This window comes from Chryseobacterium polytrichastri (assembly GCF_900142445.1).
Classification (GTDB): domain Bacteria; phylum Bacteroidota; class Bacteroidia; order Flavobacteriales; family Weeksellaceae; genus Chryseobacterium; species Chryseobacterium polytrichastri.
This window is the reverse complement of sequence record NZ_FRAV01000002.1, coordinates 186,408-206,413: the sequence shown is the minus strand read 5'-3', so window position 1 is coordinate 206,413 and position 20,006 is coordinate 186,408. Positions and strand designations below refer to the sequence as shown.

The window sequence follows — 20,006 nt, the reverse complement described above, 5'->3', positions numbered from 1 at the left end:
CATACATTTACAACAACTTAAATACAACTCAACAAGATAGAAAAATTGAAACATATCAAGTTTTTTTCTCAGTGTGAGAACAATCTATATCATTACAGCTGACCTTTTCTTCGTTGAAATAATAAAACACATAGAAACGAAACCCAAAATACTCCCAAACACAAAAAATTAATATGAATACAGATAATTTATCTAAAAGAAGCATAGAAGACAAAGAAAATTTCTGGAAGGAACAGGCTCAGGAAATCGATTGGCTTGAGTTTCCTACCCAAATTCTTTCCAAAGATCAAAATGATTACACCCAATGGTACTCCGATGGCAAACTGAATATGTGCTATTTATGTATCGATAAACATATTGAAGACGGTTTCGGAGAGCAAATCGCCATTGTTTACGATTCTCCGGTTACCAATCAAAAAATACAGTACACCTTCAATCAGGCGAAAGAAGAAATTTCAAAACTGGCAGGAGGCTTGGTTTCTTTAGGATTAAAAAAAGGAGACACAGCCGTTATTTATATGCCGATGATTCCACAGACGCTTTTTACGATGTTGGCCTGTGCAAGAATCGGGGTCATTCACAATGTTGTTTTTGGTGGTTTTGCCCCTAACGAATTGGTGATTAGAATTGATGACTGCAAACCTAAAGCATTAATTACAGCAACAGCCGGAGTAGAAATAGCCAAAAGGATTCCTTATTTACCATTGGTTAAAAAAGCGATTGAACTCGCTCAGGACAAAGTTGAAAACATTATCGTTTATAACAGAAAATTAGTTGATAATCAAGATGAAATGTTTGACGGATTAATTGATTATGAAGAATTGGTTCAACAATCAGAACCTGCTGACTGTATTTCTGTTGAATCTACCCACCCACTTTATTTGCTGTACACCTCAGGAACGACAGGAAAACCCAAAGGGATTACCCGCGACACAGGAGGCTATGCCACCGCTTTGAAATTTTCCATGAAATATATTTATGGAATTGAACAAGGGGACACTTTTTGGGCAGCTTCAGATTTTGGCTGGGCAGTCGGTCACAGCTTTTCGGTGTACGGACCTTTAATTAACAGAAATACCACCATTATTTTTGAAGGAAAACCCATCATGACGCCCGATGCAGGAACATTTTGGAGAATCATTTCAGAATATAAAGTTTCTGCAATGTTTACAGCTCCAACAGCCATTCGAGCGATAAAAAAGGAAGATCCAAACGGAGAATTGGTTAAAAAATATGATTTAAGCCATTTCAAAAAACAGTTTTTAGCAGGCGAAAGATGTGATGTTGCCACGTTGGATTGGTTTGAAAAACATATCGGAGTTCCCGCAATCGATCATTGGTGGCAGACAGAATCCGGTTGGCCAATGTTGGGTTTAATGACCTTTGACGATAATTATAAAATCAAAAGAGCGGCTGCCGGAAAACCAATTCCGGGATATGACATTAAAATTTTCGATGAAAACGGATACGAATTGGATGCGCATCAGGAAGGCTATTTAATTATAAAACTTCCACTTCCGCCAGGTTCATTATTGGGAATATGGAATGATTATGAGCGGTTTCAAAGCAGCTATCTATCACAATATAAAGGCTATTATTTCTCCGGAGACGGAGCAATAAAAGACGAAGACGGTTATGTTTTTATCACAGGAAGAGTGGATGACGTCATTAATGTTGCAGGACATCGCCTTTCAACGTCAGAGATGGAAGAAATCGTTTCATCCCATCCCGATGTTGCAGAGTGTGCTGTGGTGGGAATTGATGATGAATTAAAAGGACAGATTCCTTTTGCTACCATGGTTTTAAAAAATGGAGCAACGATTTCTGAGGAAGATTTAGAAAAAAATGTCATTCAGATGGTTCGAGAGAAAATTGGCGCAGTCGCATTTTTGAAGAACGCGATGGTTGTCAAACGTTTGCCTAAAACACGGTCAGGAAAAACTCTAAGAAAGTTGATCAGAACCTTACTAGATGGAAAGGAATTTCAGATTCCATCAACAATTGATGATGAAAAAATCATTGAAGAAATTCAGCAAAAAATTAATGATTATAGGCTATAAACCATAAATTAAACATAAATTTAAATTATAAATAAATTCAAATTTCAAAAACGAAAGGGATATGAGAAATTACTTAATAGAAGATTTACCACATTATTTTGAAGAGTATAAAAAATCTATTAAAAATCCTAAAAAATTCTGGGACAAAATAGCAGATCAGAACTTCGTGTGGTACCAAAGATGGAGCAAGGTTGTTAAGTACGATATGAATGAAGCAAGAATCACTTGGTTTAAAAATGCTAAATTAAATATCACTAAAAATTGTATCGACAGGCACTTAAATGAAAGAGGCGAAAAAACCGCCATCATCTGGGAACCTAACGATCCAAAGGAAGCAGCACAACACATTTCTTACAACGAATTATACACTCGCGTCAACAAAACAGCCAATATCCTAAGAGAGATGGGCATCGAAAAAGGTGACAGAGTGTGCATCTATCTTCCCATGATTCCTGAATTGGCAGTTACGATGTTGGCTTGTGCAAAATTAGGTGCAGTACATTCCGTAATTTTCGCAGGTTTCTCGGCCTCTGCTGTGGCATCAAGAATTAATGATTGTGAAGCCAAAATGATCATTACATCAGACGGAAGTTACAGAGGCAGCAAAGTGTTAGATCTAAAAAGCATTGTGGATGAAGCACTAGAAAAAACGCCTACCATTGAATCTGTTCTAGTAGTAAAAAGAACGAAAAACGAGATCAAAATGAAAGAAGGCAGAGATCATTGGATGGCTGACCTGTATGAAAAAGCTTCTGCTGATTTCGTAACCGTAATCATGGATGCAGAAGATCCACTTTTTATTTTATACACATCTGGATCTACCGGAAAACCGAAAGGAATGCTACATACTTGCGCCGGATATATGGTTTACACCGCCTATACTTTTAAAAACATTTTTAATTATCAGGAAAATGATATTTATTGGTGTACTGCAGATATTGGCTGGATCACCGGACACTCCTATATTCTTTACGGACCGCTTTGTAACGGAGCCACTACCGTAATTTTTGAAGGCGTTCCCACTTATCCTGAACCGGATCGTTTTTGGGAAGTTATTGAAAAACATAAAATCACACAATTCTATACGGCCCCAACCGCTATTCGTTCATTAGCGAAAGAAAGTGCAGAATGGGTTGATAAGCATGATCTGAGTTCATTAAAAGTAATAGGCTCCGTTGGAGAACCTATCAATGATGAAGCTTGGCATTGGTTTAATGATCATGTTGGAAGAAAAAAATGTCCCATCGTAGATACTTGGTGGCAAACAGAGACAGGCGGAATTATGATCTCACCGCTTCCTTTTATTACCCCAACAAAACCTACTTACGCTACTCTACCGCTTCCGGGAATACAACCTGTTTTAATGGATGATAAACGCAATGAAATTACAGGAAATCAGGTAACAGGCAATCTATGCATCCGTTTTCCGTGGCCGGGAATTGCAAGAACAATTTGGGGCGATCATCAGAGATATAAAGAAACTTATTTTACCGCTTTTCCAGGGAAATATTTCACTGGGGACGGCGCTTTGAGAGATGAAGTTGGGTATTACAGAATTACAGGCCGTGTAGATGATGTTATCATTGTTTCAGGACACAACTTGGGAACTGCTCCCATTGAAGACAGCATTAACCAACACCCTGCCGTTGCCGAATCCGCCATTGTTGGCTATCCTCATGACATCAAAGGAAATGCCTTGTATGGATATGTTGTTTTAAAAGAAACAGGAGAAAGTCGCCAGCGAGAAAATCTTAAAAAAGAGATCAATCAGCTTATTTCAGATCAAATCGGTCCGATTGCTAAGTTGGATAAAGTACAGTTTGTTTCAGGGCTTCCAAAGACTCGTTCAGGAAAGATTATGCGTAGAATTTTGAGAAAAATTGCTGAAGGGGATTTTAATAGCTTTGGAGATATTTCAACATTGTTAAATCCTGAAATTGTGGAAGAAATTAAAAATGAAAGACTATAAATTAAAGTTAATCTTTGAGTTTTTTTTAAGTTAATATTAATTAAAACCTAGAATTATCATTACATATACATTGGGAACGGGCTTTTAGTCCGTTCTCCTTTTTAACAGCCAATTGATTAACTATTACTTAATATAAATCAGCATAAACTTAAACGCTCATTTAACAAAAATCCTTAATCATTTTAACATTTACATATAGATAAAATAAAAATCACACAATTTCATTGAAATAATTACAACTTATTTAAAATTTATTTACTATCTTTAAGTACAAATTTAAAACACATTATTATGTCAAAAATATTAGCAGGATTATTTAATTCTCAAAATAATTACAAAAAACTTGAAAAAGATTTAGAAACTTCAGGTTTTGGAAATTCAGAATACATTGTCTATGTTGATGATTCCCACAATACCCCTCAATATCTAGCCAGCGTTGCTATAAAAGATAGCGAACAAGCAAGCAATGCCCAAAATGTATTCAGCCAAAACTCTGTTTTAAAGACATACTCATTTGATAACATGAGCATAGAGCAAGCTGATTATCAAAATATTAAAAAACTAATTGATGCCCGAAGTAAAGCTGAGATTCACAACAGCCCGGATGTCAAAATAAAGGGGTCAACCAATGGTATGGACTCCGAAGTAAAATTTTAGTAATTACAAATTCTAATAACCAAGAATCCGTGGAATTATCTGCGGATTTTTTGTAGTTTGAAAGTGGAAAAATTTTCGTATTTTCGTTTAAATATAGGCTTTTACACAAATGAGTTACGACTTAGAACAGGAAAACAAAGAGATCCTTGCAAGATATAAGGATCTGATTTCGAATACCTACAGAACTTTGGATGAGGAAAATAATAAACTTATCCGAAAGGCATTCGATATTGCATTAGATGCTCACAAAGATCAAAGAAGAAAATCTGGCGAACCATACATTTACCATCCTATTGCTGTGGCCAAAATTGTAGCAACAGAGATTGGCTTGGGAGCAACTTCTATTGCCTGTGCGTTGTTACACGATGTTATTGAAGATTCAGATTATACTTATGAAGATCTTAAAAAGATTTTTGGAGAAAAGATAGCCAATATCGTGAATGGATTAACCAAAATATCCATCATGAATCATCAAAATATCTCCGTACAGTCTGAAAACTACAGGAAACTTTTGTTGACATTATCTGAAGATTTCAGGGTTATTTTGATCAAAATTGCAGACCGACTTCACAATATGCGAACGTTGGAAAGTATGGTGCCTGATAAGCAGAAAAAAATTGCTTCTGAAACGGTCTATATTTACGCTCCAATGGCACACCGTTTAGGCTTGTATAACATTAAATCTGAACTTGAAGATCTATCTTTAAAATATAACAATCCTGAAGTTTTTAATGAAATTACGGAAAAATTAGAGCTCGCAAAAGAGAACCGTGAAAGATATATTGAAGAATTCAAAAAAGAAGCTTCCGAAAAATTAAAGGAAGAAGGATTACATTTCACCATAAAAGGCCGTGCAAAAGCAGTTTCTTCTATCTACAGAAAAATGCTGAAACAGGGCGTTTCTTTCGAAGAAGTATTTGATAATTATGCGATTAGAATTATTTATAAATCAGATGCTAAAAATGAGAAATTCTTAGCCTGGAAAATTTATTCTATTGTAACCGACGTTTATCACAGTAATCCATCAAGAATGCGTGACTGGATCACCCAACCTCGTTCTACAGGATATGAAAGTTTACATTTGACTGTTCTTGGTCCGGATAAGAAATGGATCGAAGTGCAGATCCGTTCCGAAAGAATGGATGAAATTGCAGAAAAAGGGGTCGCTGCCCATTACAAATACAAAGAAGGCTACAAACAAAGTTCTGATGATAAGAATTTTGAAAGATGGGTAACGGAAATCCGCGATGTTCTTGAACAACAGCAAGATCTTTCAACCTCTGAGCTTTTAGATAATATTAAACTTAATTTATATTCAAAAGAGGTATTCGTGTTCACTCCAAAAGGAGAGATTAAAATTTTGCCTACGAATGCCACTGCTTTAGACTTTGCATTTTCTGTTCACTCTGATTTGGGGATGAAATGTTTGGGAGCAAAGATTAATGGAAAATTAGTTCCTATTTCATATGTTCTTCAAAATGGAGATCAGGTTGATATTCTTTCTTCTCAAAATCAGAAACCAAAATTCGACTGGCTAGAATTTGTTGTTACTTCCAAAGCCAAATCAAAAATCAAAGGGTATCTGAATTCTCAGAAAAACCAATTGGTAGAAGAAGGAAGAGAGATTTTACAAAGAAAACTTCGTCATGCAAAAATCAATTTTAATGATGAGGAGATTAATAAACTTCAAAAATTCTTTAACCTAAAAACATCTCAAGAATTATTCCTTAAGTTCCAAAGCAACGAACTAGACGTTAGCAGCTTAAGAAAATATATAGAAAGTAAAAATGTATTTAATAATTTACTTTCCAGATTCAGAAAATCTCCGACAAAAAATACGGCTTACATAGAACCGAAAGAGCTGAATCTTGACATGATTGTCTTTGGAAAAGATGAAGAAAAACTGAATTATAGTTATGCAAAATGCTGTACGGTAATTCCAGGAGATAAAATCTTTGGATTCATCACTATTTCAGACGGTATTAAAGTTCATAGCGACAATTGTCCTAATGCAATCAACCTTAGAGCTCAATACGATTATCGAGTAATTCCTGCCAAATGGGTAAATGCCGAAAGCTTCCAAAACAGAGTGAAGATCGAGATTGAAGGTCTTGACAGAATGGGAATGATCAACGATATTACGACCGTTATCAGTAGTTCTATGGAAATGGATATGAAAAGTATGTCTATTGAATCCAATAACGGAATTTTTACAGGAAACATCAATCTTGAGGTTAAAAACAAGAGCCAACTTGAAGAAACATTTAAAAAACTAAAAGATATTAACGGAGTTTCAAAAGTGAGACGTTTACAATCATAGCATGAATTTATCTGTATATTTTAAAAAATTTTTCAACAACAATCAATCATCGGGAATACTGCTTATTTTTTGTGTATTAGTCTCTTTATTGATTGCTAATTCATCTGCAGGCGAAAGCTTTCAACATTTTTTGGATCATGAAATAGGTGTTAACCTTTTTCATTTAAAATACCCTATCAGCATTTGGATCAATGATGGGCTAATGGCAATATTTTTCCTTTTGGTTGGTCTTGAAATAAAAAGAGAAATGGTAGAAGGTGAACTTTCATCTTTTAAAAATGCATCACTTCCTATTTTCGCCGCTATTGGAGGAATGGCTATTCCTGCTATTATTTACAGTGCATTCAATGCAGGAACTCCTTATGCCAATGGCTGGGGAATTCCTATGGCGACAGATATTGCTTTCTCTTTAGCTATTATTTCAATGTTGGGAAGTAAGATCCCGAATTCTATTAAAATATTTCTTGCTGCCTTAGCTATTGTTGATGACTTAGGAGCTATTTTAGTAATTGCTATTTTTTATACCGAACAAATCCACTGGACGTATTTATTGTTGTCTTTTGGAGTAACGGCTTTGTTATTTTTATTGAATTATTTAAAGGTGACAAAGATTATTTTCTATATCATTCCGGGTTTATTTTTATGGTATTTCTTACACCATTCAGGAATTCATGCTACCATTGCAGGGGTCTTATTGGCGTTTTCAATTCCAACAAATGCTTCCCATGTAGAAATTTCACCTTTAGAAAAATTAGAACATACCCTCCATTTTCCGGTAAGCTTCTTAATCATGCCGATATTTGCCTTAACCAATACCAATATTGCTTTTAATAAAGGAATGGTTGAAGGTCTTACCAGTACTTTAGGCTTAGGTATCATTGGTGGTTTGATTATAGGTAAATTAATAGGAATTAATTTATTCTCTTTTATTGCAATAAAATTAAAGCTAAGTACTCTTCCTCAAAACAGTTCTTGGACGCAAATGATTGGCGTTGGATTTCTAGCAGGAATTGGTTTTACGATGTCTATTTTCATCGCACTTCTTTCCTTCAAAGGAGAAATTGAGATTCAGGATCAAGCTAAATTTGCAATCTTAATTGCTTCTTTCTTAGCTGCCTTTTTAGGATATATGATATTAAATATAGGATCTAAAAAGAAGGAGGTTATAGAGAATTAGTTTTTGGTAACAGACCACGTTCCATTTAGGCTGCCCATTTTCCATGTCCCGGATTTACTTTGTAAGTTCCCATATAAAATGAATCCTGAACCAGATGTTGCTGCGCTATTGATAGAAGAACCAATAAGCCCCGAATAAAAAGTCTCCTGCTGACCTTGGGAAGTTTTTATTCCTTCTATGGTTCCGCTTTTACCTACATTTAAAATTAAAGTTCCGCTTTGATCTCCTGAGTAACTTCCACTCCATTTCCCCATGTAAGGTGAGGTAATATTTTCCTGTTGTTTATTTCGTTCTATTTCATCAAGATGCTCGCATGAAAAGACCAATAATAATGGGAATATAAGGAGTAGATGTTTAATTCGTAGTTTCATAAGTTATCGTTTTTTCATTTATTTTATTATTCAGTATCAAGATTCATTGCCATTAGAATAGCAACGTAACTCTTCTTTTTTAAGTTCATCAGATAATAATTTTTCCATTCTTATTTTTCTGATTGCCATATTCAATTCATTTCCGAATAAGAGAAGATATACATTTACATTCACCCAAACCATTAATAAGATCATACTTCCGATGGATCCGTACAATACGTTGTATCTCGCTATATTCTTTACATAAAGCGCAAAGAAGTAAGTGGTAACCACAAATAAAACAGTGGTTAAAATAGCGCCAGGAACTGCTTGTCTGAACCTCGCAATTTTCACTGTTCCCAACCAGTAAAATAACGCCAAAAGAATAAAATAGAATAACGGAAAAGAAACAAACCCAATAATACTTGAAAGGTTTTTCACCAACCATGAAATATCATAAGCCGGTGTATACAGTTTCATTACAACTTCCACATAATACACTCCGAAAAGAGCCAGAAAAACAATAGTAATAAAGCCGATGGTGATAAAAAACGAAAGGATAAATTCTTTTACATCAGATAATTTTTCCTCAGAATTTTCATTAAATCCATTGATTAAAGAAAAAGTTCCGTTGGTGGCAAAAACCAATGCCAACACAATTGTTAAATTACTAATTCCCTTCATATTAGGTATGATATTATTCTCAATATACCCCCTCACATCATTTTCCATATTGGAAGGAAAAACATTATGAATCAATACCTCAAAAATATAAAACTGAAGCTTGTCATAATGCGGCATATAAGGTAAAACAGACAATAAGAAAAGTAAAAACGGAAACAAACTGATGGTAAAACTCCAAGAAATTGCTGCTGCTTTTCTTCCTATCTTTCCTTTAAAAATCCCCGTAATATAGATTTGAAACATCTCCCAAAGCGAAATTCCCAACACAGGAATATGTATATCATCAAAGAATTTTTGAATTTTTAAGAGGAATCTGGGAATTTTAAAATTCATAAAGTATATTTGCGCCTAACAAAGATAAGAAATGCGTATCAATTTACTCTGCATTGGCAAAACGGATGACAAAGAAATAACTTCTTTAATCAATTATTACCTTATTCGTCTTCCAAAACACTGGAATTTTGACATCATAGAAATTCCGGATGTAAAAAATGCCAAAAACCTTTCTCCAGATTTATTAAAAAAAGAAGAAGCCAAGTTATTTTCTAATCATATCGACAAAAATGATCTGGTTGTGATTTTAGACGAAAAAGGAAAACAATTTACAAGCAGAGAATTTTCTCAAAAAATAGACATATGGATGAATTCTTCAGTGAAAAAAATTCATATTTTGATTGGAGGAGCTTATGGTTTTTCAGATGAAATATACAGTAGAACAAACGAAAAAATGTCATTATCTAAAATGACATTTACGCACCAGATGATCCGGTTATTTATTGTTGAACAGTTGTATCGTGCAGATCAGATCTTACAAGGGAAGCCTTATCATAACGATTAAAACTATATTTAAACTATTTTATTTCAAAACCGCAAAAGAAACAAAAGATTAACACTTGAGCTATTTTAAGTTTATTATTGAATAGCAAATAAGAACATATAAGGTTTTAAAAATCAAAGATTTTTATTCTTTTGTAAATCTTTACTTTCTCAGTAACTAAGCTTTATCCATCAAATAAGAACTTTTGTCTCTTTTGTGGTTGAAACTTTATATTTTACCTTTTAAACCAATCTGTCTTTTCCCTTCGCCAACCACAAAAGCTACGGAATTTGCGATATTAAAACTTCGGATTAAATTGGACATTGGGATCGTTAAATGATTCTCAAAACGAGATAAAACATCTTTACTCAATCCAACACTTTCTTTACCAAAAACCAGCCAGTCTCCATCTTGAAAATCAGTTTCTAAATACGATTTTTCGGCATGTGAACTCATTAAAAAGACACGGGATGTATCATGAATCTGTTGAATCCATTCATCAACATTCGCATATTCTGTAACATCAAGATGTACCCAATAATCTAAACCGGAACGTTTCAGGTTTTTATCATTAATTATAAATCCAAAGGGATGAATTAAGTGTAATCTACTTTCTGTACCTACACATAACCGTCCGATGTTACCTGTGTTATTCGGTATTTCGGGTTCTACGAGAACAATGTTTAACATATCTATTCTTTATGGTTTTACAGAGAAAACCTTATTTATTTTGCTGTACATTTAGCATAATAATCTGCCAATACAGCTTTTTCGTATCCTACACTTACTGCTTTATCCAAAGTAGTACACGCTTCTTTTGTTTTAGCAGTATCAAAAAGTATTAAAGCTTTTGTAACGTAGGATTGGGAAAATTTTGGATCAATAGAGATTGCTTTATTAATATCAACAAGGGCTTCTTTATATTTTTTCATTTTGAAATAAACATCAGCTCTTCCATTGTATAACAAAGATTCAGGTTTCTCTGAAATCAGTTGATTATAATCTTTTAAAGCCCCTTCTAAATCGCCGTTATTTTTCTTCAGCGTTGCCAATCCCGTTTTTGCATAAATGTTATCGGGCGCAAAGGTTAGGATTTGATTTAAATCTTTTAGAGCTAAATCTTTTTTACCCTGACTGTCGTAAATTTTGGAGCGGGTTAAATACAAGTCGGGATTTTCGGCATCTACCTGAAGTCCTCTTGCAATATACTCCAATGCCTTTGCTTTATTACCTTTCTGACTATGTAGAGAAGCCAGATTAGCATATACAGAAACTGATAGAGGATTAGCCTTTAAAGCCGATTCATACGATTTAAAAGCTAAAGCAGTCTTCCCTAGCCTCCTTTGAGCGGTTCCTAGGTTATCGTAATATTCTGCCTGAAATTTTTGGATCTGCTCTTTCTCTGCTAACTTCGAATATTGCTCTTCAGCACATTTGTAATCTGCTTTCTTAAAGCATTCTTCTGCAGTTTTTTTGTCCTGAGCGTAAAATTGGAGTGAGGTAAAAGCTAATGCTACAAGTAATAAATGTTTTTTCATGAGGTTATATTTTGTTTATTGATCACTTTTTTGGCAAGTGCACCAAATATCACTCCCAATAAAAGTCCAACAAACGCCCCCACCAAAATATCTATCGGGAAATGCACTCCTAAATAAATTCGACTATATGCTACTACTACAGCCCATACAAATATAGCATAAGGAAACCAACTGAGCTTCTTTCTTAATAAAATGCTTAAATAAGTGGCTAAGAAAAAGGTGTTAGAAGCATGTGCGGAATAAAATCCGAACTGTCCGCCACATTTCACAATTCTCATGTGATGTTCCAGTGTGGGATCATGACAGGGTCTTAGCCTCGCCACACCATACTTGAACACACTTGCTAACTGATCTGAAACCGTAACTCCAATGGCTATAAATATGAGAATAAAAACTAAAGATCTTAGTTTGTAATTTTTATATAAAAAATAAAGAAATATAATGTAAAGGGGAACCCAAATCCAAGTACTGGAGATCAACATCCAAAACTGATCAAAAGAAGAATCTCCCAAATTATTGAGAAACAAAAAGACCTTCTTATCTTCCTGAATAATTTCTTCCATGGATTATCTGCTTACCGGCCCTTCGTGAGTTTCGTCATCGGCAGGCTTTGGCTTAGGTGGTTCATTAGATGCAGTTGGATTTGGTAAGAAATCTTTGTGCATATCATTCATCGGGTTGAACTCTTTTGCGGCATCTTTCACCTTCTCTATCTCACGCTTTATTTCAGAAACAGGATTATCTGTTTCCTTCATTATTTCCGTTTTAATATCTTCCACTGCTCCACGCATTTTTCTTACGCCTGCCCCTAGGTCACGCGCTATCGAAGGAAGTTTATCCGGTCCGAATAATACAACAATCGCCACTGCGATCAATGCCATTTCTCCAAAGCTTAATTCCATAATACAAAATTACGAAAGATTATACATATGTAAATACAGTTATGGTATATTTTAAACAAATTTTAAGTTTTGTATTTTCTCACAGACCATAATTTGAGATTATGGTTAATTTATAATTCATGAACTGAGCTAATTCTAAACCTATCTTTTTCTCTTATTATTCAAACGAAACAGGGAACCAACTATTGATTCCCTGCTCTATTTATCTAAATTGTTTTACTTTTTAATTTTATTTTTTTGAAAAGCATAATACGTAGCCACAACACTGGCTGTCATCAATAGAAATGCCAAGAAAAATGGTGCTCCTGAGAATTTAAACGGGGCTTCATCGTGTGTAAAATAATAAAATAGATTCGTCATCATGGGAGGACCTACAATTGAAGTCGCACTCATTAAACTCGTTAATGCACCCTGAAGTTCACCCTGCTCATTTGCCGGAACACTTTTCGTAATCACTGACTGAAGAGCCGGACCACAAATTCCTCCTAAACAATAAGGTATTAAGAAAGCAAACATCATCCAGCCTTCTGTAGCAAATGCAAATAACAACATTCCGAGTGCGTATAATGCCAATCCGTAATAGATACTTTTATGTTCTCCCAATCTTGGGGTTGTCCATCGTATTAAAACTCCCTGAACCAATCCGACCAATAACCCGACTACCCCGAGAGAAATCCCCACCATTCTTTCTGTCCAGCTGAATTTGTACATTGTAAAGAAGCTCCAATTGCTCTGTACTGCGTGTCCGGCAATATAAATTAAAATTAAAGCAACGATCAATCCTGAAATCTCCGGATGCTTCCCTAAAAATTTAAATGAACCTACAGGATTTGCGCGTTTCCAATCAAACTCTCTACGCTTATCTTTATCCAAACTTTCCGGAAGAATGAAATATCCATAAAGGAAATTAAGCAAACATAAACCTGCCGCCGCATAGAAAGGAACTCTCGCTCCATAATGTCCTAAAACACCACCAAGAACAGGTCCAATAATGAAGCCTAAGCCAAAGGCAGCTCCAATTAAACCAAAGTTTTTCGCACGATCTTCATCTGTAGAAATATCTGCAATATAGGCGCTGGCCGTTGTGACGCTGGCACCTGTAATTCCAGCAATAATTCGCCCTAAAAAGAGCCACCAGATTGTCGGGGCCAATGCAAGGAAAATATAATCTATAGCAAAACCAAAAAGGGAGATCAAAATAATAGGTCTTCTTCCGTACTTATCACTCAAATTTCCTACCACGGGTGAAAATATAAACTGAGTAAAAGCATATGCGAATCCTAGCCAACCTCCATACTTAGCGGCTTCACTTATATCTGCATGAATCAGCTCTTCGATTAACTTAGGAACAACAGGGATAATAATCCCCCATCCTGTAATATCAATCAACAGCGTTATAAATATAAAGCCTATGGCTGCTTTTTTCCTTGAATTTTCCATAATCCTGCAAAAATAATCAAATTGAGAAAAATAATGATTCTAAATTATGAGTAATAATTTATTGGTAATGATTAATAAATTGTGAACTAAAAATATTGTTCCTTTTAATGATGCTTTTAAGATTTTATGACTTGTTAGCAATCGTTCGCTTGTTCTGAGATTAAGAGGTATATGAAACATCATTTTTAGAAATATTAAAACAAACCTAACAGGTTTTGAAAACCTGTTAGGTTTAGATTTATAGTATGGAAAGATTCGAATCCGGATCCCTACGGCATGACAAACTGAAAGTTGATTTTTCGACAAGAAATGAAATTCGGGCAAATACCCTAGCCCAGATTGGACTAGCCATTGAATTTACTTGAATCTTACTGTATGATAAACCCTTGTATTTACAGGGGTTTGTATCTAATTAAATACAACTGAGTATAATTGAATACAACTACATATAGAATCAAGTCGGGAGTAAATCGGAAAAATTAATTATCTTTACATATACCTAAAATGAGTATTTTATGGCAAATATAGAATTGGGAGTTTATAGCAAAAAAGTTCCTGTGAATCTAAATATACGGTTTTATCACAATAAAATCGATATTAATGCAAAAACCAACATCTTTATTTTTGATTCAGATTTCAAGTTCAAGAAAATCTCCAAAGGAAAAAAGAGTGCTCGGAGTGTTGATATTATCAATGTAGATGTCAGAAAAAAGACAGATAAACTCAAAAGAAATGTATTTGACCGATTTATTGAAGATTTTCCCAAAGGAAACAAGATTGATTCGGATTGGCTGATCAAAATCATTAACGACTTCCATGAAAGACCAGAGGGAGAAGATGATCCGAGATATTATTTTTATCCGTTCGCCAAACAGTTTATCAAAGAATCAGAAACTAAAATCAATCCTAGAACAGGTACTTTATTAGATCACAAAACCATTACAAGGCATAATTACACTCTCGGGCTTATCAAAGATTTTCAGGAGTATGCAGGTCTAAAACTGAGAATTACAGATATTGGTCTGGACTTTCATAATAAGTTTGTGTATTATCTGAAAGAAGTCTGCACATCATACAGTAATACAACGATAGATAAACAGTTAACCACTATCAAACAGTATGTCAGAGAAGCCGAACAGAAAGGATATAAAATAAATCCCGAGATCAAAAGTAAAAACTTTGCTATCAAAAAAGAAGAAACTATTGACACTTACCTGAACGAGGAAGAGATAGATCTAATCTTTAATTATGACTTATCAGACAACGAAGAATTAGCTGAGATTCGTGATTTGTTTATTACAGGACTCTGGACAGGGCTCAGAATCTCAGATTTGAAGCGCATTAACAGTTTTGACATTTCCAATAACAGAATCAAAATTATTGAACTCGAGAAGACAGGCAGTTTTGTTGAAATACCGATACACACACACTTAAAACAGATCATAGAAAAAAGAAACGGTGTGTTACCTACCATGATTAGACAAAAATTCAATATACAGGTTAAAAAGCTCTGTGAATTAGCGGGAATTACTGAGGTTATTCTGGGAGGATTAAAAAATCCTGAAACCAACCGAAAGGAAAAAAGTTATTATCCAAAATTTAAGCTAATTTCTTCTCACACTTGCCGTCGCTCATTTGTTTCGAATCATTACGGCAAATTGGACGATAAGACCGTTATGGCTATTACAGGGCATAAATCACACAGTACATTTTTAGATTATGTGAAAACCTCAAAACGAGAACATGCTGAAAAGTTGGAGCAGTATTGGGAACAGCAGGAAGAAAAGAAAAAAAATCAAAAGTAAATAGGTAAATTTGAAAAATGAGAGATTATACGGAATTTAAATACCAAAATCATTTTTTTGAATCAGAACAAATGCTGCATCAGCTTATCATTAATATGTTTCCAGAATTTTCACGGAAGTATTATAAGTACGATGATGATTTTGGACTTATTGAACTAAGTGAAGAAGAATACAAATCGGAAAGATCTTATAAATATCAAACTTTAAATTACGAATTACAGGACGAAATCATGCAATCTAAAGATTTCTCCAGAACAATCGGCACTTATATGGAATATCTTTTTGTTGAGTTTGAACATGCCATTGTAGATGCTTATAAAAAAACTGAGATCGGCAACAAAGATTATTTTTTTAAAAACATTCTTAAAGTTATAGAAGAGTCTACGGATTACTATAAAAGCCTTTTGGACAGCGGAAATATCAACAAATTGCAACTGAGGATTGTTAAAAACCTGCTGAAAGAAAACCAAAGAAAGCCTGAATATATTACATCTGAGTTTTCGGATCTGGTTCCTTACGTGGCTAATTATTTTTTTAAACCATCATCAACTTCGTCAGTTAGTACCAAGTCAGTAAAAGACCAATACCAATATCCAGATGTTTTTATTTCTGAAAAAGCAGAAAAATGGTTTATGACTACACTGGAAACAATGAGTATCAGTCCTGAAAAAAATGGATTTAATGCAAAGCTGAATGCTATTTACAGCAATCCAGACTGTAAAGAAGAAATATTTAAGTATGAACTTTTACTGAAAGATTACATCGGTTTTATCAATTCTGTTTTCCCAAATTCAATTAAAAATAACACTAAAATGTCTGAACCTGGCAGACATGAATCAAAAGTAAGTCAACTTATAAATATTTACCTGCAAGATAAATCCGAATAAGTCCGAATAGCTCCCGAATAACAGATATTTTACTTTTGTACCAGAAATAAAAAACAGAATTTATGGACAACAGTAGAACATTTCAAATTTCCCAGATCTCAATAGAAGAGTTTATGGGAATGATTGATCAAAAAATTAATAAATCCTTAGACCGCCTTTTGGGTACAAAAGGTAATCATGTAGCAGATAAAGAACTTTTGACCCGACAGGAAACAGCGGATTATTTCGGTGTTTCGTTTGGAACATTGCACAACTGGGCAAAGAAAGGAACTTTGATTCCTATTAGCTTCGAAGGCAGGGTGTATTATACCCGAGAAGAGATTCAAACAAAATTAAGATCTGCTTCTTAGCAATCTGCTCTCATTCGGGACATTCTAGATAATCCCGATCCATTCAAAAATCCACACTTTCAATATTTAATCAAGACATAGGCTGAGTACTGTGTGGGTGTCTCTTTGTGTTATTTCAAAAAATAAATTATGGAAAATAGTAAAATTCAATGGACAGAAGCTACATGGAATCCGTGGCACGGCTGTCAAAAAGTATCACCTGGTTGCAAATTCTGTTATATGTACAGAGATAAGGAAAGATACGGTCAAGATGCAACAACAGTTCTGAGATCAAAAACTATGTTTAAACAGCCTCTGAAATGGAAAGAACCTAAGGTTATCTTTACTTGTTCGTGGAGCGATTGGTTTATTGAGGAAGCTGATCAATGGAGAGATGAAGCGTGGGAAATTATTCGAGAAACTCCGCAACACACTTATCAAATATTGACCAAAAGACCTGAAAGAATCAAAGATCATCTTCCTGACTTTTTCAATGAACTACAAAATGTATGGATCGGAGTTTCCGTTGAAAGTCAACAGCAGGTAGGACGAATTGCATATCTGAATGATCTGCCGTGTATCACTTTTGCGAGTTTTGAACCTCTGATTGGAGAAATTGACTGGGATGAAAATATGAATCTTTTGGACTGGTGTATTATCGGCGGGGAGAGCGGTAATGATACAGGAAGATATAGATACAGACCTATGGAATTGGAATGGGCAGAAAAATTGGTCAAAAATGCTCAAGGTAATAATGTGAAGTGTTTCGTAAAACAGCTGGGAACTTACCAATCTAAGCTATTAAAGCTCAAAGACAGACATGGCGGAGATATTGATGAGTGGGATTCTCATTTTCAAATAAGACAATTACCACGATAACCTTATAAATACGGGATAATGCTAGATAAGAAGATCTTTTTCTTATTATACCGCACAACATTGCGTGCGCATATTATAAAAACTTTATAAGCTCCCGAAAAACTAACTAAAACTTTTACAAACAATCTCTAAAGGCATAGTAAAACAAATATGTATAGCCCTTGCCATCCCTTTTTTTAACCCAGAAATTATGATAAACAAAATATCACATTGTACCAACAGAACCATAACGGATTCATTCCAAGACATTCAAGAAGTAATAGAATTTATAAGATCTCCTCCGCAGGAGCATGTAAAACTAGTCGAGTATGCCCGAACTTTGGAAAGAAGTTCTGCCGAGTATAAAGAAATTAAGATCAATAAGCTATCTGCCATCAGTATTAACTTTAACTTTTCAGATGGATATATTATAGGAAAGAATATAGCAGAACCTACAGGATATCTATATATTGATGTTGACTGTAAGACTGAGCAGGATTTTGAGATCAATACAACTTATACATGTGCCTACTGGCGTAGTTTGTCTGATACAGGTCTTACGCTTATAGTAAAGGTAGACGGATTGACACCCTATAACTTTAAAGCTGCTACCCGAGAGATAGCTAATGTGTTGAAGATTCCTTATGATCCACAGGCGGTATCAATTGATCGACTTACTATATTGCCGTATGACCAGAATGCTTACTATAATGATAATGTAGAAGTATTTCCTGTTGCTGATTTATTAGCTGGTTTAGATGTAGCAGTAGAACATAGTAGCACTGGAACTCAGTTTTTCCGTGACACTATCATTAAAGAAAATACTTTAATAGGTATACACCGTGACGGAAAAATAAGATACCACAATCTCGATGAAGCCACCCAAGATCTTAGTTTTGAATATAACGATCAAGGCATTCATGATTGCGGTGAGGATAAAATAAAATACCACAGTGCTTTTATGCCTAAACGGGTAAAAGATGGCAACCGCGAAAAAACTCTTAGTTTGTACGCTAAACGCCTGGTACATCTAAACCATGATCTAGACAAAGAAACGCTCTCTAAACTTATATATACAGCTAATATGCTTAATCTTCTGACTCCATTAGACACGAAAGAGGTTCGGAATATAATTGATAAAGCGTTCAATGATCGCCAAGCTCCACGAGTCAATAAAACAAAAAGATTCTTTTTCCAAGATGTGACTTTGACTCCTGTTGAAAAAAGTAGAAAATGCTTAGAAGTTCTGAACCAAGAAAAAAGACAAAAAACTCAGGAAAAGAAAAATCTGATATCAGAATTATTCTGTAATTGGGATTGCCATACAGATGGTAAGATTACTCCTAAAAAAGTAATAAACCTGACAGGACTTAAAAAAACTATGGTGTATGAGTATTTTAAAGGTAATCCTGATGATATTCCAGATTGTGATAATATCTAATATTATGATGCAGGAGCTGTTTTTAAGCTATTCTTTGAGTGCTTAGCCTTATACACAAAGGTACAAGGTTGATATCCAGACGCTCAATAATAAAGCCCCACTATATTGTGAGGCTTTAAATTTTATCGGTTATTCCAGATCTGATCAAATTCTGTTTTAGTAATAAAATCTGATGGTTCCAAATCCAGATCTTCTAGTGACTGATCGCATAGCGTTGATTCGTCTTGTTGTGGATTTTCTAAAGTTAGAAAAACCTTTCCTTTAGAATTTACTTCAATCTGTCTTACAGCTTTTCCATCTTGGAAATGTAAATAAAACCATACATCTTCTTTACTCCAATATTTTTCATAAATAATTCTTGCATGATCTAAATTTTTATTTAACTAGCCCTTAGGATTATCTATAAAATCAGAAATTAAACTTGACAAAATCATTTTTTGAATAAAATCAAAATATCTTATTCTTCTTTTCTAATATAAACCCACGAAACTAAATTATCTAATTCAGAAAAAGGTTGATTAGTATAAATACAAAGTTCTTCTACTGTAGAAAAATCAATATCTGAACAAACCTCACCAGTAACTTCACTTATATTTTCATAATCCTCATCTTCAGGTTCTTTATCCAAATAATAAATAACAGTAAGCTTTTTTGTTTCTTCAAATCCTACTGCAATAGCTCTAATTGAAGGATATATCATTCCCCATAATGCTCTTTGGATTGAAATTAAAACATCCCTTCTTAATTCTATATATTTTTCATTTTCCATAAA

19 protein-coding genes are annotated in these 20,006 nt (G+C 34.4%); 11 read left to right on the top strand and 8 right to left on the bottom strand.

Annotated elements, in window-relative coordinates:
* Positions 1–173 precede the first annotated feature (173 nt).
* The 5 genes from BUB80_RS02185 to nhaA all read left to right on the top strand — a co-directional run bounded on the left by BUB80_RS02185 (position 174) and on the right by nhaA (position 8,183).
* A complete protein-coding gene (locus tag BUB80_RS02185; protein WP_073290489.1) occupies positions 174–2,060 on the top strand; it encodes an AMP-binding protein in 1,887 nt (628 codons plus the stop codon).
* Between the two features lie 31 nt (positions 2,061–2,091).
* Positions 2,092–4,029 carry an acetate--CoA ligase gene (acs, locus tag BUB80_RS02180; protein WP_228433640.1) on the top strand — a complete coding sequence of 646 codons (1,938 nt, stop codon included), beginning with the start codon at positions 2,092–2,094 and terminating at the stop codon, positions 4,027–4,029.
* A 291-nt stretch (positions 4,030–4,320) separates the two neighbouring features.
* Positions 4,321–4,686, top strand: a complete 366-nt coding sequence (locus tag BUB80_RS02175) for a hypothetical protein (RefSeq protein WP_073290485.1) — start codon at positions 4,321–4,323, stop codon at positions 4,684–4,686.
* 109 nt (positions 4,687–4,795) lie between these two features.
* Complete coding sequence (locus BUB80_RS02170; protein ID WP_073290484.1) at positions 4,796–7,006, top strand: RelA/SpoT family protein; 2,211 nt, start codon at positions 4,796–4,798, stop codon at positions 7,004–7,006.
* 1 nt (position 7,007) lies between these two features.
* Positions 7,008–8,183, top strand: a complete 1,176-nt coding sequence (gene nhaA, locus BUB80_RS02165) for a Na+/H+ antiporter NhaA (RefSeq protein WP_073290482.1) — start codon at positions 7,008–7,010, stop codon at positions 8,181–8,183.
* Here the strand turns inward: nhaA and BUB80_RS02160 are convergent.
* Together BUB80_RS02160 and BUB80_RS02155 are read right to left on the bottom strand one after the other, a co-directional pair.
* The gene (locus tag BUB80_RS02160; RefSeq protein WP_073290480.1) at positions 8,180–8,554 is read right to left on the bottom strand and encodes a hypothetical protein; all 375 of its coding nucleotides are present in this window, start codon (positions 8,552–8,554) and stop codon (positions 8,180–8,182) included. The two genes, nhaA and BUB80_RS02160, sit on opposite strands and share 4 nt — an antisense overlap.
* A gap of 36 nt (positions 8,555–8,590) precedes the next feature.
* A complete protein-coding gene (locus BUB80_RS02155; protein ID WP_054510818.1) occupies positions 8,591–9,550 on the bottom strand; it encodes a YihY/virulence factor BrkB family protein in 960 nt (319 codons plus the stop codon).
* Positions 9,551–9,581: 31 nt separating this feature from the next.
* Between BUB80_RS02155 and BUB80_RS02150 the strand changes: the two genes are divergently transcribed.
* Positions 9,582–10,055 carry a 23S rRNA (pseudouridine(1915)-N(3))-methyltransferase RlmH gene (locus tag BUB80_RS02150; RefSeq protein WP_073290478.1) on the top strand — a complete coding sequence of 158 codons (474 nt, stop codon included), beginning with the start codon at positions 9,582–9,584 and terminating at the stop codon, positions 10,053–10,055.
* Between the two features lie 207 nt (positions 10,056–10,262).
* On the opposite strand, the gene BUB80_RS02145 is transcribed toward BUB80_RS02150, so the two are convergent.
* The 5 genes from BUB80_RS02145 to BUB80_RS02125 form a co-directional block, all read right to left on the bottom strand.
* Positions 10,263–10,724 (bottom strand): tRNA (cytidine(34)-2'-O)-methyltransferase, encoded by a 462-nt coding sequence (locus BUB80_RS02145; RefSeq protein ID WP_073290476.1) that lies wholly within the window; start codon positions 10,722–10,724, stop codon positions 10,263–10,265.
* A gap of 35 nt (positions 10,725–10,759) precedes the next feature.
* Complete coding sequence (locus BUB80_RS02140) at positions 10,760–11,572, bottom strand: tetratricopeptide repeat protein (protein ID WP_073290474.1); 813 nt, start codon at positions 11,570–11,572, stop codon at positions 10,760–10,762.
* Positions 11,569–12,135 (bottom strand): phosphatase PAP2 family protein, encoded by a 567-nt coding sequence (locus BUB80_RS02135; protein ID WP_073290472.1) that lies wholly within the window; start codon positions 12,133–12,135, stop codon positions 11,569–11,571. Before BUB80_RS02135 ends, BUB80_RS02140 begins: the two co-directional genes overlap by 4 nt.
* Before the next feature lie 3 nt (positions 12,136–12,138).
* Positions 12,139–12,474 (bottom strand): Sec-independent protein translocase subunit TatA/TatB, encoded by a 336-nt coding sequence (locus tag BUB80_RS02130; RefSeq protein ID WP_054510813.1) that lies wholly within the window; start codon positions 12,472–12,474, stop codon positions 12,139–12,141.
* A 216-nt stretch (positions 12,475–12,690) separates the two neighbouring features.
* The gene (locus BUB80_RS02125; protein WP_073290470.1) at positions 12,691–13,914 is read right to left on the bottom strand and encodes a TCR/Tet family MFS transporter; all 1,224 of its coding nucleotides are present in this window, start codon (positions 13,912–13,914) and stop codon (positions 12,691–12,693) included.
* Positions 13,915–14,429: 515 nt separating this feature from the next.
* Here BUB80_RS02125 and BUB80_RS02120 point away from each other — a divergent pair.
* The 5 genes from BUB80_RS02120 (at position 14,430) to BUB80_RS02100 (ending at position 19,234) form a co-directional block, all read left to right on the top strand.
* Positions 14,430–15,719 (top strand): tyrosine-type recombinase/integrase, encoded by a 1,290-nt coding sequence (locus BUB80_RS02120; protein ID WP_073290468.1) that lies wholly within the window; start codon positions 14,430–14,432, stop codon positions 15,717–15,719.
* Between the two features lie 17 nt (positions 15,720–15,736).
* A complete protein-coding gene (locus BUB80_RS02115) occupies positions 15,737–16,606 on the top strand; it encodes a hypothetical protein (protein ID WP_073290466.1) in 870 nt (289 codons plus the stop codon).
* Positions 16,607–16,668: 62 nt separating this feature from the next.
* Positions 16,669–16,956 (top strand): helix-turn-helix domain-containing protein, encoded by a 288-nt coding sequence (locus BUB80_RS02110; RefSeq protein WP_073290464.1) that lies wholly within the window; start codon positions 16,669–16,671, stop codon positions 16,954–16,956.
* A 129-nt stretch (positions 16,957–17,085) separates the two neighbouring features.
* Positions 17,086–17,814 (top strand): DUF5131 family protein, encoded by a 729-nt coding sequence (locus tag BUB80_RS02105; protein ID WP_073290463.1) that lies wholly within the window; start codon positions 17,086–17,088, stop codon positions 17,812–17,814.
* A gap of 190 nt (positions 17,815–18,004) precedes the next feature.
* Positions 18,005–19,234: a hypothetical protein gene (locus BUB80_RS02100; protein WP_073290461.1), complete on the top strand. Its 1,230-nt coding sequence runs from the start codon at positions 18,005–18,007 to the stop codon at positions 19,232–19,234.
* Between the two features lie 457 nt (positions 19,235–19,691).
* On the opposite strand, the gene BUB80_RS02090 is transcribed toward BUB80_RS02100, so the two are convergent.
* Positions 19,692–20,003 carry a MafI2 family immunity protein gene (locus BUB80_RS02090; protein ID WP_073290459.1) on the bottom strand — a complete coding sequence of 104 codons (312 nt, stop codon included), beginning with the start codon at positions 20,001–20,003 and terminating at the stop codon, positions 19,692–19,694.
* Positions 20,004–20,006: the final 3 nt, after the last annotated feature.